The organism is Arthrobacter sp. KNU40 (genome assembly GCF_051515115.1).
GTDB lineage: Bacteria > Actinomycetota > Actinomycetes > Actinomycetales > Micrococcaceae > Arthrobacter.
This window is the reverse complement of the sequence record NZ_CP195850.1, coordinates 2,344,012-2,358,601: the sequence shown is the minus strand read 5'-3', so window position 1 is coordinate 2,358,601 and position 14,590 is coordinate 2,344,012. Positions and strand designations below refer to the sequence as shown.

General features: G+C 62.8%; 13 protein-coding genes. 3 read left to right on the top strand and 10 right to left on the bottom strand.

The window, feature by feature from the left end:
* Positions 1 to 183: 183 nt before the first annotated feature.
* The 3 genes from fdhA (at position 184) to ACSKT0_RS10840 (ending at position 2,350) form a co-directional block, all read left to right on the top strand.
* A complete protein-coding gene (gene fdhA, locus ACSKT0_RS10850; protein ID WP_437773752.1) occupies positions 184 to 1,404 on the top strand; it encodes a formaldehyde dehydrogenase, glutathione-independent in 1,221 nt (406 codons plus the stop codon).
* 90 nt (positions 1,405 to 1,494) lie between these two features.
* Entirely contained in the window at positions 1,495 to 1,683 is a 189-nt protein-coding gene (locus tag ACSKT0_RS10845) for a hypothetical protein (RefSeq protein WP_437773751.1), read from the top strand.
* Positions 1,684 to 1,921: 238 nt separating this feature from the next.
* Positions 1,922 to 2,350 (top strand): cupin domain-containing protein, encoded by a 429-nt coding sequence (locus tag ACSKT0_RS10840; RefSeq protein ID WP_437773750.1) that lies wholly within the window; start codon positions 1,922 to 1,924, stop codon positions 2,348 to 2,350.
* Between the two features lie 459 nt (positions 2,351 to 2,809).
* On the opposite strand, the gene ppsA is transcribed toward ACSKT0_RS10840, so the two are convergent.
* The 10 genes from ppsA to ACSKT0_RS10790 form a co-directional block, all read right to left on the bottom strand.
* Complete coding sequence (gene ppsA / locus ACSKT0_RS10835; RefSeq protein ID WP_437773749.1) at positions 2,810 to 5,209, bottom strand: phosphoenolpyruvate synthase; 2,400 nt, start codon at positions 5,207 to 5,209, stop codon at positions 2,810 to 2,812.
* Positions 5,210 to 5,357: 148 nt separating this feature from the next.
* Positions 5,358 to 6,176, bottom strand: a complete 819-nt coding sequence (locus ACSKT0_RS10830; protein WP_437773748.1) for a pyruvate, water dikinase regulatory protein — start codon at positions 6,174 to 6,176, stop codon at positions 5,358 to 5,360.
* Between the two features lie 374 nt (positions 6,177 to 6,550).
* Positions 6,551 to 7,156 carry an NIPSNAP family protein gene (locus ACSKT0_RS10825; protein ID WP_437773747.1) on the bottom strand — a complete coding sequence of 202 codons (606 nt, stop codon included), beginning with the start codon at positions 7,154 to 7,156 and terminating at the stop codon, positions 6,551 to 6,553.
* Between the two features lie 88 nt (positions 7,157 to 7,244).
* A complete protein-coding gene (locus ACSKT0_RS10820) occupies positions 7,245 to 7,646 on the bottom strand; it encodes a GlcG/HbpS family heme-binding protein (RefSeq protein ID WP_437773746.1) in 402 nt (133 codons plus the stop codon).
* A gap of 69 nt (positions 7,647 to 7,715) precedes the next feature.
* Complete coding sequence (locus tag ACSKT0_RS10815) at positions 7,716 to 8,033, bottom strand: hypothetical protein (RefSeq protein WP_437773745.1); 318 nt, start codon at positions 8,031 to 8,033, stop codon at positions 7,716 to 7,718.
* A 54-nt stretch (positions 8,034 to 8,087) separates the two neighbouring features.
* Positions 8,088 to 9,740: an amidase gene (locus ACSKT0_RS10810; protein WP_437773744.1), complete on the bottom strand. Its 1,653-nt coding sequence runs from the start codon at positions 9,738 to 9,740 to the stop codon at positions 8,088 to 8,090.
* Between the two features lie 116 nt (positions 9,741 to 9,856).
* Positions 9,857 to 11,074, bottom strand: a complete 1,218-nt coding sequence (locus tag ACSKT0_RS10805) for a cytochrome P450 (protein WP_437773743.1) — start codon at positions 11,072 to 11,074, stop codon at positions 9,857 to 9,859.
* 10 nt (positions 11,075 to 11,084) lie between these two features.
* Complete coding sequence (locus ACSKT0_RS10800; RefSeq protein ID WP_437773742.1) at positions 11,085 to 12,101, bottom strand: PDR/VanB family oxidoreductase; 1,017 nt, start codon at positions 12,099 to 12,101, stop codon at positions 11,085 to 11,087.
* 182 nt (positions 12,102 to 12,283) lie between these two features.
* Positions 12,284 to 13,513, bottom strand: a complete 1,230-nt coding sequence (locus ACSKT0_RS10795) for an acyl-CoA dehydrogenase family protein (RefSeq protein ID WP_437773741.1) — start codon at positions 13,511 to 13,513, stop codon at positions 12,284 to 12,286.
* Positions 13,514 to 14,587, bottom strand: coding sequence for a phosphotransferase family protein (locus ACSKT0_RS10790; protein WP_437773740.1), 1,074 nt, complete (start codon positions 14,585 to 14,587; stop codon positions 13,514 to 13,516).
* Between the last annotated feature and the right edge of the window lie 3 nt (positions 14,588 to 14,590).

Sequence of the window (14,590 nt, the reverse complement as noted above, 5' to 3'; positions counted from 1 at the left end):
GGAGACAAGCGCGGGAATGCCACGCGTTGGTTTCGCTTGCCTCCTAGGGATCCGCGGGCTCCGCCCTGCGCGTATCAAGTGACCAACCTGCTTCACGAAAACTGACAACAACTACCTCACGGACAGTCTGATGCGTCCAGCATCACCGTGAGGGTTCGATCGCCAACCCATAGGAGCCATTCAATGTCAGGTAACAAAGCCGTTGCATACAAGGCGCCGGGGATCGTGGAAATCATCGATACCCCGTTTCCCACCTTTGAACTGCAGGCCGGCCCCGGCGTCAATCCCGTCAATGTCGGTCGGAAGGTCCCGCACGGGGTCATCCTGCGCACCGTCAGCACCAACATCTGCGGCTCGGACCAGCACATGGTTCGTGGCCGAACGACCGCTCCGGCCGGTCTCGTCCTGGGGCACGAGATCACCGGCGAAGTCATCGAGACCGGGCCCGACGTCGAGTTCATCAAGGTTGGGGACATCGTCTCGGTCCCCTTCAACATCTCCTGCGGTCGCTGCCGAAACTGCAAGGAGGGCAAAACCGGGATCTGCCTGAACGTGAACCCGGACCGTCCCGGGTCCGCCTACGGCTATGTCGACATGGGCGGATGGGTCGGCGGGCAGGCGGAGTTCGTCCTGGTCCCCTACGCGGACTGGAACCTGCTGCGGTTCCCCGATCGTGATCAGGCCCTGGAGAAGATCATGGATCTGACCATGCTCTCGGACATCCTCCCGACCGGTTTTCACGGGGCCGTCACGGCAGGTGTCGGCGTCGGGTCCACTGTCTATGTTGCCGGGGCCGGTCCTGTGGGGCTTGCCGCGGCGGCCAGCGCCCAACTGTTGGGGGCCGCCGTGGTCATCGTGGGGGATCTCAATGAGGATCGCCTGGCCCAGGCCCGGTCCTTTGGCTGCGAATCCGTCAATGTGGCCAACGGCGACCCGGCTGACCAGATCGAGCAGCTTCTCGGCGTCAGGGAGGTCGATGCCGGGATCGACGCAGTCGGTTTCGAGGCCCGCGGACACGGACACGGTGCCGGGGCCCAGGAGGCACCGGCCGCCGTGCTCAATTCGCTGATGGACCTCACCGCCGCCGGCGGGTCGCTGGGCATTCCCGGCCTTTATGTCACCGGGGATCCGGGTGCCGCGGACGAGGCGGCCCAGAAGGGCAGCCTGTCCCTATCCCTGGGCACCGGTTGGGCGAAGTCCCTCTCCTTCACGACCGGCCAGTGCCCGGTGATGAAGTACAACCGGCAGTTGATGATGGCGATCCTGCATGACAGGATCCAAATCGCCAAGGCGGTCAACGCTACGGCCATTTCGCTCCAGGACGCCCCGCGGGGGTATGCGGAATTCGATGCCGGAGCCGCCACGAAGTATGTACTGAACCCGAACGGCTACCTCAGCAACTAGTAAATAGGAACCCGCCTAGGCGGCAGGCGGCTTTACCGGCCCGTGCCGCCTAAGCACACCCACCACCAACACAAAGTAAGGGTTATCTCCATGTCCCAGCACCAAGACCAGGCACCTACCCTCCGGATTAGCAGTATCGGGAACGAGTTCGTTGATATCGAGTTGGAGTCAGCCAGTCCCGTAACTGTTCGGCTGCAGCTGGATGGTGGCTGCAATTTCCAGCACGACAACCGAAACCGCCCCGGCTCCTACGTCGACAGTGATCTTGGTATCCGCTGACTGCCGCGCCGTCCGAGGTCCTGAGTCAAAGCGTAATGCCGTGAGTCCAACCGGGAATCCCAGTACGGACGATCGGACTGCCCGTAGTTTGTTCTACCGGGTCGCAGGATCAGCACCATCGGAGGATAAGCAACGTGTCCTCCGGTGGTCTCTCTGCTCCCGGAGGAAATGATGCCCATCCCGGCATGAACAAAGGCAGCTCGGCTAAAGATGCTTTAGACGTAATGAGGAGATATCGATGCTTGAGCGATCCGGAACATACGCGTTTCCCTACAACCTGCATGAGGGCTCGCCGCTACGGATGCAGTGGCTTTTTTACGGTCAGTCCGAATTGCCTGTGGTCTTGCAAACTTGGGAATTGCCTCCCGGAGGCTTCGAGGGTATGCATTCACATGCCGAGCCCGGGCGCCCGTTGGAAGAGATTTACGTTGTCACGGAGGGCATGGGTCAAATGACCGTCCAAGACGAAACATTTTCGATAGGAGTCGGTGACGCGGTCCTCGCGAGGGTGGGCTGCCGGCACGATCTGCGCAACACCGGCCAGGGGCCACTCAAGATGCTGGTCCTCTGGGGCGAGCCACGGGCGGCCGATTACTCCAACTTTGGATCGGCCAAGATGGCCCGCATAGCAAGAACCGAGGCGCCCCTTGATCGGGGCGACCTTTGATCGGAACGCCGGTAACCGGCCGCCGTGACCGGCCCATCCCCTTACGGCTTCCAGGATCCCGCTTCAATGGGATAGAGACAGACCGTATGAGACAGCTACGACTCTGAAACGGCGGGAAATCGGGGCCAGGACCGTTTCCCTCTTAACCAGAGCCTGTGAGAGTACGCCCGACCCTCCTGCGTCGCTTGTCTACTCGCGAACTTTTGGACTGTTCCAGGTACCCCAAGTTGCACTCCGGCCCCTCAACCCAGCCAAGGCTCCGCTCACAGAACGACGCCGAAACATACCGACAAGCCGGAATTCACCGGGACCTGACGTAGCTGTCAAAAGCCCCAGCCCAGGTTGCGATATGCCAGCCGCGCCCCGCAGCGAACCCAATGCGAGCAATTCGGGCGGAAGTCTCCCCACCAACTGCACCAGCGCAGCTACTTTTCCTGGTAACTGCGCTGGTGCGGTGGTTCATTGGGAGGCGGCAGCCGTCTGAGACGTACTTCCGGCGAGTCGAAGCCAGGTATCCACAACGGTGTCAGGGTTCAGGGAGACGGAATGAATGCCTTCTTCTACCAGCCATTCGGCAAAGTCCGCGTGATCGCTGGGACCTTGGCCGCAAATGCCGACGTATTTGCCGCGGGCCTGGCAAGCTTTGATCGCCATGCTCAGTAGCTTCTTCACAGCTGGATTTCGTTCATCAAAGCCTCCAGAAACGATCGCGGAGTCCCGGTCCAGGCCCAGGGCCAGCTGCGTCATGTCATTGGATCCGATCGAGAATCCATCGAAGTAGTCAAGGAATTCGTCGGCGAGCAGGGCGTTTGACGGAACCTCGCACATCATGATGACCTCGAGGCCGTTTTCGCCGCGTTTGAGGCCGTTTTCGGCGAGCAGGTCAATGACGCCTTTGGCCTCGTCCAGGGTGCGCACGAAGGGGATCATCAACTTCACGTTCGTGAGTCCCATCTCGTTGCGGACAAAGGACAAGGCCTCGCACTCGAGATCGAAGCAGTCGCGGAAGGAAGGCTCCAAGTATCGTGAGGCGCCGCGGAACCCGATCATCGGGTTCTCTTCGTGTGGTTCGTAAGCGGGTCCGCCAATCAAGTTCGCGTATTCGTTGGACTTGAAATCGGACATCCGGACAATGACGGGTTCAGGCGCGAAGGCCGCCGCAATGGTGGACACGCCCTCGGCCAGGCGTTTGATGTAGTAGTCGCGAGGGCCATCGTATGCGGAAATCCGCTCCCGGATCTCGGCGGCGATGCCGGCAGGCTGGTCGGCGAGGTTCAGCAGCGCCTTGGGGTGGATGCCAATCTGCCGGTTGATGATGAATTCCAGGCGGGCAAGCCCTACCCCGTGGTTGGGCAGCTGCGCGAAGGTGAACGCCTGTTCCGGGGTACCGACATTCATCATGACTTTCACCGGCGCTTCAGGCAGTTGGGTGATTTCCGTTTCCTCAACGCTGAAATCCAGGAGCCCTTCGTAGATCACGCCGGTCTCACCATCAGCACAGGAAACGGTCACCTCGAGGCCGTCAGAGAGGACGTCCGTGGCGTCCCCAGTGCCCACGACGGCGGGTATGCCGAGTTCACGAGCGATGATGGCCGCGTGGCACGTGCGCCCGCCGCGGTTTGTCACGATGGCCGAGGCGCGCTTCATGATCGGTTCCCAGTCCGGGTCGGTCATGTCGGCGACGAGAACGTCGCCGGTCTTGAAGGCGGCCATTTCTTCGATCGCGGTGAGGATGCGGACGCTGCCGGCGCCGATGCGCTGGCCGATGGCGCGGCCCTCAACCAGCACGCGGCCTTCATCGTTGAGCCGGAACCGGCTCAGGTTCCCCGCAGCACGTCGGGACTGGACGGTTTCGGGGCGTGCCTGAAGGATGTAGAGTCCACCATCGATCCCGTCTTTTCCCCACTCTATGTCCATGGGGCGACCGTAGTGGTTTTCGATGGCGACGGCGTGCCGGGCGAGCTGCTCGACGTCGTGATCGCTGAGACTGAAGCGGTTTCGCAACTCGGCTTCCACCGGTACGAAGTCAACAGTGCGGCCGACTTCAGAAGAGTTCGTGTACGTCATTTGGAGGGCTTTCTCCCCCAGACCGCGTTTCAGAACCGCAGGTCGGCCAGCCTGCAGCGCGGGTTTGTAAACGTAGAACTCATCAGGGTTCACGGCGCCCTGGACGACGGCTTCGCCCAGACCGTAGGAAGATGTGACGAAGACGGCGTCCTGGAAACCGGACTCGGTGTCCATGGTGAACATGACGCCGGAGGCGCCGACGTCCGAGCGCACCATGCGCTGAACGCCAGCGGAGAGTGCCACGTCGGCGTGTTCGAACTTGTGGTGCACGCGGTAAGCGATGGCCCGGTCGTTGTAGAGGGACGCGAACACGTCCTTGATCGCAAGCAGGATGTTGTCGATGCCGCGGACGTTCAGGAAGGTCTCCTGCTGCCCGGCGAACGATGCATCAGGAAGGTCTTCCGCGGTAGCGCTGGATCGGACGGCCCAGGAGAGGTCCTTGGCACCGCCGTGTTTGTCCACCAGCGTCCGGAAGGAGCTCCGGATCTGCTCCTCAAAGTCCGGCAGGAACGGCGTCTCACGCATCATGGACCGGATATCCTGTCCGGCAGAGGCAAGGGCTGTCACGTCGTCGGTGTCCAAGCCGACCAGCCGGTCGGCGATCTTCTGGTCCAGGCCGGAATCCGCCAGAAAGTTGCGGTACGCGTCAGCTGTTGTGGCGAAGCCGTCCGGGACCTGGACCCCGGCTGAGGTCAAATTGCGGACCATTTCACCGAGAGAGGCGTTCTTTCCGCCCACCCGGTCCAGGTCCTTGAGCCCGAGCTCGGAAAACCACAGGATGTCATTCGTCATAGTTACTGCTCCTTTGCAGTTGATGGCGTGCACGGGGGCCACCCAGCCCGCACGGATGGATGGAGGCACATTTCTCTACACCATGGCAGGTTGTCAGTGTAGTTTCCACCAGATGTGGGCCGTGACACATCAGGGTGTACACGCTTTTCTAATGTTTCAGATTCATTCGCTGAAGGATGGTAGCGGCCATTTCCTCCACGGATACCGTCGCGGAATTCAAGTATGGGATTCTGTGGGATACATACAGTTGCTCGGCGCTGCGCAACTCGAAGCCGCACTGCCGGAGTGAAGCGTATGCTGAACCGCGACGTCGTTCGGTGCGGATCTGACTTAGGCGCAGCGGGTTGGATGAGAGGCCGAAACACTTCTCAACGAAGGGCCGAAGAGGCTTGGGTAGGCCCTCACGTTTAAAGTCTTCGTCCACGAGAGGGAAGTTCGCCGCGAATATGCCGTGCTGAAGAGCCAAGTACATGGTGGTTGGGGTCTTGCCGCAACGCGACGGGGCTACCAGAATAACCTGGGCCTTTTCCAACGCCCGGAGGCTCTGCCCATCGTCGTGTTCCATGGCGTACTCCACCGCGGCCATCCGGGATTGATACCGCTCCGCGTTGCCCAAGCCGTGGGCCCTGCCGGGTTCGCCACTGGCCAGCGAACCGAGTGCTTCCTCCAATTGCCCGAGATGAGCCCCGATGAGATCGACGATGATTCCCTTGCACGTCGCCAAGACATGGCGGATATCGCTGCTGACCGCAGTCGAAAAGACGATCGGACGCAGGCCAGCATCGGCGAGCCCGTCGATGGTACCGGCCACGGTCCTGGCCTGCTCAATGGTCGTGATGAAAGGGACTGTGATGCGGTCAAAATTGTTTGCGGGGAACTGCGTCAACAGTGTGTTGCCGAGCGTTTCCGCGGTGATGCCTGTGCTGTCGGAAAGAAAATAGACAGGCCTGAGATCGTCATTGCTCATGACCGCATTCTTGCACCATGGCGACGTCCCGTGCGTGCCGTCACCATCTGCGCGGGATCTCGCGCCTCTTCTCACCCCTTTGGTTCACAACGCATCGACTTCCACACATATCCAAATTCGGGTATTTCGGACTTTACATTTTCCTAAATTCGTCGAAGGAGTGTTGTAGGCGCCCACGATTGGGCCGATCACACGAGACGATCCAACTTCGACCTCCTTGCCGGGACCGGAACCCAGAGACCAAGAAGCGCGCGTGCCGTTCGTCGATTTCAGCTCCAAGGAAACTTAAGTACTTGCCCAGCCTCAAAAAGAGCGCAGGCACCTGTTCCATACCCTGGGCAGGCCTTAGCTGGCTGTAGGTCGCTCCGACTCCCCTACTGCAACGGCGAAAATACCGACGGCGCCAGGCGCTTCACCATCGTGGATGTCGGCACCGGACCATCAACCGGAGGCATTGCTTCGGCTCCAATGGCTCCACTCGCACGCTTCTTCCCGTCGGGGTGCGCCCAGATCTGGACGATCCCGTTGGTCTGACCGAATTCCAACCGCCCGGCCAGAACGAGCGAGTCGTGCTGGCTGCGCTCCTTAATCGCATTGGACCATGCCTCGCCGGCGGCGCGAAGTTCGGAGACGATGAAGTAGTCGTACCGGATTTCAAAAACGGGCCCGATGGCGCCGGGTGCCCGCTCTTCAACAAAGTCGAAAGGGACGACCAATTCCACCATCATCCGGTTGACGAATCCACCCGTTGCCGGAGGCCAGTTCGGGTGCTGGGCGGCGCGGGCCCGCACCTCGGTGCGCTCGGCCTGGTCCTCGTAGGGCCACACGTGGACCACTTCGCTCACCGGCTGGTCCGTGGTGCGCCAGAAGCCCGCCAAAGGCGAGAACGCGGCACGGTCAACATAGCCGGCGCCGAATCGCCGCTCAAACTCCGGCACATTCTCCGAAGCCACCTGGTAAGTACGGATTTCATGGATCATTGATACATCCTTCTCGCGTTTGCTGGGCAAATTCTTGTGCGCGCTCCCTGCACCGATTTTCGATTCCGTGGGGCCTGGACCGGAAGGTTCAGCCTTTCAGTGCGGCGGCACCGGCGCCGGCGCATTCCTCGTCCTGTTCGCCCGTTCCGCCGCCCACGCCGCAGGCACCGACAAGGACGCCGCCACTGAAGATCGGGACCGCGCCTTTGGCATAGAAGATGTGGCCCCCTTCGGCCTGGGCGATGCCCTGCATGATCGGCGCAGCCGCCCGTTCTGCGAGCAGGCCGCTGGGTTTGGCAAACCCGGCGGAGGCGACGGCCTTCCCCAGGGAACCGTAGCCTGCGCCCCAGTGCCCGCCGTCCATCCGCCCGAAGGCGAGCAGCCGGCCTCCGGCGTCGCAGACCGAGACGCTGATCCTGATATCCAGTTCCTGGGCCTTTTCGATGGCGTGTGCGATGACGAGATTTGCCTGGGCGAGGGTGAGTGTCATGGCCTGTCTTTCGGGTTGTTTCGGAGTGGGGCCTCGGGAATCGCTGACGTAGCCACGGAGCCGGCGCGCCTAGGGAATTGCCCGGAACATCGACAACGAGGCGTTGGCCGTGTGCGGCCTGATCTTCGACGCCCAATCGCCCTGCGCGGAGGCGGCTTTCCACGCCTCCGTTTGCGGCAGGTCCGGGGAGTCCACGCGGTAGAGCGTGGCGTACCGCTGGATGCCTGCGTTGGACCGCTCCAGGACATACCGCTGGACGCCCAGCACACCGGGGACTTTGGCGATGAACGGAACGTGCTCGGTGTTGTAGATGCGATTGAATTCATCTTCGAATTCCTCCGGGATATCGAGCTGGACGAGCCACAGATATTCGGTGGTTTCCTTCAAGTGCTTACCTTTCGACGGCCACCTGGCGGCGGCATGGTGAGGGCGGGGCAAGTTTTACCGTGAGCGGAGGGAGAACACGTTGGCCGGCGCCTCGGCGTACAGATGGTCACGTGGCATCCGTTCGGCCATCGCCAAGGCGTACGGCGCGCCTTCAACCAACTGTTCAAACATCCGCTCCCCCAGAACGAGTCCGGCACGGCCTGCCGCCGCACGGCACGCCTTGCGCAGGACTGCGTTGGCTTCCGCGGGGGTAACCGGCGTCAAGGCGGGCTCCTCCACCGACGGTGCAACGGCGTTGTCGGCCAATTGGGGGTGTTGCCGGTGCCATCCTGTAGCCAGCTGGTATGCATGGCCGATTCGCAGAACCGTCGCTTCACCGAAGGGCCGGCCGAGGATCTGCATGCCTAGCGGCAACCCGTCGGGACCGAAGCCGTTCGGCAGCGCGAGGACCGGCTGGCCGGTGACGTTGGCCGCGGTGTAGTGGTTGGCCTGTTTCCAAAAGTCCAGTGGGTCATGCGCGGAGAAGGCCGGAGCCTCGCCCGCGCAGATGGTGATGAAGGCATCGAAGCGCCCGTACAGTGGTCCCATCTCCGCGACGGCCCGTTGGTGTTCCCTGCCCGCCCGGATGAGGTCGTTGGCCGTGAACAGAACGGCCGGCAGCATGCGGGCCAGAATGTCCGAGCCGAAATCAACGGGCCGGGTGATCAGCTCATGCTGGTGCACATTGAACACCTCGGTTTCGGCAATGATGGTCTTGATGTCGCCGTAGCTCCGCATTGGCCGGATCCGGCAGTCCTCCAGCGTGGCACCCAGGTCCGCAAGAACACCAAGGGCCTCCTCCATGGCCCGGCGCTCGTCCGCCCCGGTCCGGACTTCTTCCTCCCAGTTGTGCCGTAACACCCCGATCCGCAGTCCACGCAAGTCCCCGGTCAGGGCACCCCGGTAGTCCGGAACGCCGCGGGCCACGCTGGCTGGGTCGGCCGGGTCGTGGCCGGCTATGGCCTGGAGCAGAATCGCACAGTCCTCGGCGGTTCTCGCCATGGGACCGATGCGGTCGAACGTATGTGAATGGGGAATCACCCCCGAGCGGCCCACCAGCCCTGTGGTGGGCATCAGACCGGTAATGCCGCAGCGGGAGGCGGGCACACGGATGGAACCGCCGGTATCGGTGCCGATGCTTGCCGGGACCATCCCCGCCGCGATCGCGGCCGCGGAACCACTCGAAGACCCTCCGGTGACCCGGCTCAGGTTCCATGGGTTCCGCGGTGGCGGCCAGGGCACGTCGAACGACGGCCCGCCATGGGCGAACTCGTGGAGCGCCAGCTTGCCCATGAGCAGTGCGCCGGCCTCCCTCAACCGCGCGGTCACGGCAGCGTCCCGGACCGGCACATTATCTTGCAGTACGCGGGAGTGCCCAGTGGTCAGGATGCCCGCGGTGTTGAAACAATCCTTCAGCGCGAAGGGAATACCATGCAGAACACCGCGATACCTGCCGGCGGCAATCTCTGCGGCCGCCTCGCGCGCCCCGCTGCGTGCGGTCTCAAAGGTCCGGGTGACGTATGCCTGCACCTGGCCGTCGACGGCATAGGCTCGCCCGATCAACGCCTCGACGTACTCCACCGGGGACAGTTGGCCTGATCCGATGAGCTCCCCGGCTTCTGCCAGTGTCAGTTGGTGGAGCCGGGCAGTTTCATCGGCAGCGGTCATTTGTTCAGCTCCTTCGTTTTCGAAAGTCCAGCGCGGGCCGCGGGCACGTCAATAAGCCGCATGCCGACGTCGGGAGCGTTTGACCCCGACGTCGGCATACGGCTCTTTCAACTGTTCTAGGCGAGCGTCAGCCGCAGCGGAACCGAGTCCCAACCGCGCAGGGTGTTGTTGTGGTGGCGGCCGATAGCCGAGGCAAGCTCAATGCTCTTGATCCGGGGCACCAATTGTTCGAGCAGCGACGCAGCCTGGAGGCGGGCTGCATGCTGGCCGACGCACTGGTGAATGCCCATGCCGAACGACAGATGCCCGGAGGGGTCGCGGGAGAGGTCGAACTTGTCCGGGTTATCCCAGCGCCGCGGATCGCGGTTTGCCGCGGCGAAGCACAGCATGACCCTGCTGCTCTCGGGAATAGTCCTTCCGCCGATGGTGACGTCCGTGGAGGTCTTGCGAAAGATCTGCTGGACAGGGGATTCCCAGCGCAACGATTCGTCGAAGGCAACACGTGCCAGGTTGGGGTTCTTGCGAAGCGCCTCCCACTGTTCCGGGTTGGAGGCAAAGGCGTAGAGCATCCCCGAAATCCCGTAGACGGTGGTGTCCACCCCGGCTGAGAGCAGCGAGCGGGTCAGCAGCGGGGCCTGCTCGTGCAGGATATCGCCGCGGTCGGCAGCGGCCCAGATATCGGCGCCGAAACCCTCTGGCTTCAACGAGTCGCGCTGGCACTTGGCGGTGGCCCACTCGCTGTATTCGGCGGCCTTGCACTTGCCCTGCTCCACGAGCTCGTTGTCGGGACCTAACGCGTTGAAGATGTGGTCGGCGTAGGGCACCAGGTTTTCGCGGTCTTCCTCGTCGATGCCGGAAGCCTCAGGGAAGAAGTTCACCGGGAGCTTCGAACCGATGTCGCCGTGGCCATCGACCTCGACCTGCCCGCCAGGGCCTGTGCCCGCCAGCAGGTCCTCAACCAGCCCTCTGGCTACCTCCAAGCAGGCGTCCTTCATCGAGCGCAGGACCCGCGAGGAAAGGATCTCCTGCAGCACTTCGCGCGGCGCGTCGTGCTGCGGCGGATCCATCTGCAGGAGGCCACGGGCGCGCCAAGGCTCGTTGAGCCCCACACCGGATCCCGAGGTCAGCTCCTGCCAGTTCGCGACGGCGGCAGAGAGGTCCGCATATCGTCCGATCGCATAGGCGTTGTACTTGGACAGGAACGCCACGGGGCCCGCCTCGCGCAAGCGCTCTTGAAATGGTAAGGGGTTTTCCAGGATTTCCGGCGAGAACGGGTCATCGTCGAGGACCGGAATCGTTCCGTGGTTGACGGGGCACTTCGTTGCTGTCGACATCGGGTATCTCCTAAAGATCCAGCACGAGGCGATCGGTGATCGCGCGTGAGACACATACAAACATTCGGTCGTTCTTGGCGCGCTCCGCCTCATTGAGCAGCGAGTCACGGTGCTCCGGGGTGCCTCGCAGGACGCCAACCTCACAGGTGCCGCACACGCCTTCGTTGCACGATGAGAGCACCCGGACTCCGGCGTCGCTCAACGCCGAAAGAACCGTCTCCTCGGTCCCGACGGTTATTCGCCTCTTGGAGAGGGCCAGTTCAAGCTCGAACGGCTCGGTCCGCACCGGGGCCGGGAGCGTCGCCGGGACGAAGCGCTCGAAACGCACCGCCCAAGACGGCCAGGCGGCAGCGGCGCCGGCCACTGCGTTCAGCAACGGCTCCGGTCCACAGCAGTAAACCCTTCCGCCGTCGAGCGGTTCATTGAGGAATGCGAGGTTCAGGTGGCCGTTCTCGTCCTGCGGCCAGACGGTGACCTTGTCGCCGTACTGGGCCAGCTCGTCCAGGAACGCCATCGAGGCACGCGTGCGCCCACCGTAGTGCAGGTGCCAGTCGATGCCGAGTTGCTCCGCGGCGACGATCATGGTCATGATCGGCGTGATCCCGATGCCGCCGGCAATGAATTCGTAGCGGGTCGCCTGGGACAGCGGGAAGTTATTCCGTGGAGTTCCAACTGTGAGCATGTCTCCGACGGCGAGCTGGTCATGGATGTAGCGCGAACCGCCTTTCGAGTTCGGTTCGTTCAGGACCGCGACCTCGTATGCGTGCGGGTCGCGGCGGTCGCCGCACAGGGAGTAATGGCGCGAGAGGGATCCCGCGTCAGCGGTCGGGAGTACCAGTTCGATGTGTGAACCCGGTGCCCAGTCAGGGACGCGGCCGTTGTGCGGTTCCTCGAGTCGCAACTGCACAACACCGTCCGCGATGACTTCCTTCCGCGCGACCCGGAGGGACTGGATTCCAGGATGACCGGCAGCGGGCCTGGAGGTCAAGGATTCGTCGACGCTGAGCGAATCGGAAGTAGTAGTCATATCAAGATCATGCGCAACGGGGCCGTACACAAGCAATCTCGCGCGGCCTATCGAGGCGATAGGCGCATTGTGACGGTTTGGCCCTTGACAGCGTTTTCCCATGAATTCTCCGGACACGCCGACGTCCCCCTCACCACGGGTTGTGGTGAAGGGGACGTTGAACCCGCTTAGGAGTTGCGTCGTTATCCTTTGCGTCGCGCGCGCTGGCGCTTCAGCTCATTGCGGGCCAGGGCGTTCTTATGCACCTCGTCCGGGCCGTCGGCGAACCTGAGGGTGCGCGCATAGGCGAAGGCCGAGGCCAGGAAGAAGTCCTGCGAGAGCCCGCCTGCGCCGTGTACCTGTATGGCCTTGTCGAGGATCCATTCAACGGTGGACGGGGTGGCAATCTTGATGGCCTGGATTTCGGTGTGGGCGCCCTTGTTGCCGACTGTGTCCATGAGCCAGGCAGTCTTGAGGACCATCAGGCGCAGCTGTTCGACGCGGACGCGGGATTCGGCGATCCAGTCACGGATCACCCCCTGCTCGCTCAGGGGCTTGCCGAATGCAATACGCTCGTCGGCACGTTCGCACATCATCTTGATGGCGCGCTCGGCCATGCCGATTGCACGCATGCAGTGATGGATGCGGCCGGGGCCCAGGCGCGCTTGGGCAATCGCGAAACCGTCGCCCTCGCCGCCGATGAGGTTCCCTGCCGGGACCCTGACATTCGTGAACACGATCTCGGCGTGGCCGCCGTTGTAGTGGTCCTCGTACCCGAAGATCTTCATGGCCCGCTTGACTTCGACCCCGGGGGTATCGCGCGGCACCAGGATCTGGCTCTGCTGGCGGTGCCGCTCGCCGGTGGGATCGGTCTTGCCCATCACGATGAAGATCTTGGCGTTGGGGTTCATCGCGCCGGTGATAAACCATTTACGGCCATTGATCACGTAGTCGTCGCCGTCGCGCACGATGCTTGTCTCTACGTTGGTCGCGTCGGAGGAGGCGACGGCTGGCTCCGTCATCGCAAAGGCCGAACGAATCTGCCCGTCGAGCAAGGGTTTGAGCCACTTCTCCTTCTGCTCTTTGGTCCCGAACTCGGCCAACAATTCCATGTTGCCGGTGTCCGGGGCCGAGCAGTTCAGGGCCGCCGGGGCGAGAATCCGGCTGCGACCGGTGATTTCGGCAAGCGGGGCGTACTGTACGTTGGTCAGCCCTGCCCCCTCGTCGCCGGGTAGGAACAGGTTCCACAGGCCACGGCGGCGTGCCTCGGCCCGCAACTTCTGCAGGATGGGCGACTCCGACCACGCATACGGGTTCTCGAGGTTTTCCAGCTCTTCCTGGTATGCCGCTTCGGCCGGGTAAATGTGCGCGTACATGAAGTCGACAAGCTCCTTCTTCAGAAGCTCTGTCCGCTCGTCTGTTGAGAATTCCATCTACTTGTACTCCTTGAGTGATTCGAGCCCGAGTCCCAGCAGCAAGGGCACAGTGCTGCCGCTGTCTTCAAAGCCCTCGCCAACGGTTTGCCTGTTGATGTGTCTGTAGCGGACGCCTTCGGAAATACCAGCGAGCTTGAAGCAGGCCAGTCCCAGGTAGAATCCGAATCCGTCAAGGGAGCGGCCGCTCTCGGCCTCGTAAAGCGCCATGATCTCTTCCTCGGAGGGGTAGCCGGGCGCCATTGTCACCTCGTAGGTGGCCGGGTCCGTCGACGCCCGGGCTGCCACGATCCGTGCGCGCCGCTGATAGGTCAGCATCAGCGCCAAGTCCAGCAGCGGGTCCCCGAGCGTGGCCATCTCCCAGTCGATGACTGCGGCCGGCAGGTCGTTGGCGCCCATCAACACGTTGTCCAGACGGAAGTCCCCGTGGACGATGCCCGAGGCGGACACGGAGGGCACCGCGGCGGCGAGCTTTTCGTAAAGTTTGTCCGCACCTGAAAGTTCGCGGGTGAAGGATGCATCAAGCTGCTGCTTCCAGCGCTTCACCTGCCGGCCGAGGAACCCATCGGGCCTACCGAAGTGATTCAGGCCGACCGCGGAGGGATCCACCCGGTGCAGCTTTGCCAGGGTACGCACTAGCTCGGTCCCGATGGCCCGCGTGCGTGCCTCGCCGAGCGGCGTGATCTCGTCGGCGTACCTGTACGGCACGCCGGCGATCCGCTCCATTAAGTAAAAATCGGTACCCAGGACGTCGTTGTCGTCGCAGTAGGCAATCATCCTGGCCACCGGAACGTCCGTGTGTCGAAGCGCATCGGCTGCCTTGTACTCACGGCGCATGTCGTGGGCGGTGGCCATGATCTTACCCAGCGGGGGCCGGCGCACAATCCACCGGTGATTCCCGTCGGTTAGCTCATAGGTCAGGTTCGACTTTCCACCTTGGATCAGACTGGCCGAGAGCTCCCCTTGGACAAGCCCGGGGCACTTCACCACCAGCCAATCCTTCAGCCGATCAAGGTCGAGACCGGCGGGAGATTCATGGCGGGTCGTGACTCCGCTGTCCTTTGCTGTCTGCATCGC

Excerpts from the sequence above, each read along its gene's own strand:
- ACSKT0_RS10800 (WP_437773742.1), bottom strand. The coding sequence starts at position 12,101 with ATGACTACTACTTCCGATTCGCTCAGCGTCGACGAATCCTTGACCTCC.
- ACSKT0_RS10805 (WP_437773743.1), bottom strand. The coding sequence starts at position 11,074 with ATGTCGACAGCAACGAAGTGCCCCGTCAACCACGGAACGATTCCGGTC.
- ACSKT0_RS10830 (WP_437773748.1), bottom strand. The coding sequence starts at position 6,176 with ATGAGCAATGACGATCTCAGGCCTGTCTATTTTCTTTCCGACAGCACA.
- ACSKT0_RS10810 (WP_437773744.1), bottom strand. The coding sequence starts at position 9,740 with ATGACCGCTGCCGATGAAACTGCCCGGCTCCACCAACTGACACTGGCA.
- ACSKT0_RS10795 (WP_437773741.1), bottom strand. The coding sequence starts at position 13,513 with ATGGAATTCTCAACAGACGAGCGGACAGAGCTTCTGAAGAAGGAGCTT.
- ACSKT0_RS10790 (WP_437773740.1), bottom strand. The coding sequence starts at position 14,587 with ATGCAGACAGCAAAGGACAGCGGAGTCACGACCCGCCATGAATCTCCC.
- ppsA (WP_437773749.1), bottom strand. The coding sequence starts at position 5,209 with ATGACGAATGACATCCTGTGGTTTTCCGAGCTCGGGCTCAAGGACCTG.
- ACSKT0_RS10840 (WP_437773750.1), top strand. The coding sequence starts at position 1,922 with ATGCTTGAGCGATCCGGAACATACGCGTTTCCCTACAACCTGCATGAG.
- fdhA (WP_437773752.1), top strand. The coding sequence starts at position 184 with ATGTCAGGTAACAAAGCCGTTGCATACAAGGCGCCGGGGATCGTGGAA.
- ACSKT0_RS10825 (WP_437773747.1), bottom strand. The coding sequence starts at position 7,156 with ATGATCCATGAAATCCGTACTTACCAGGTGGCTTCGGAGAATGTGCCG.
- ACSKT0_RS10845 (WP_437773751.1), top strand. The coding sequence starts at position 1,495 with ATGTCCCAGCACCAAGACCAGGCACCTACCCTCCGGATTAGCAGTATC.
- ACSKT0_RS10820 (WP_437773746.1), bottom strand. The coding sequence starts at position 7,646 with ATGACACTCACCCTCGCCCAGGCAAATCTCGTCATCGCACACGCCATC.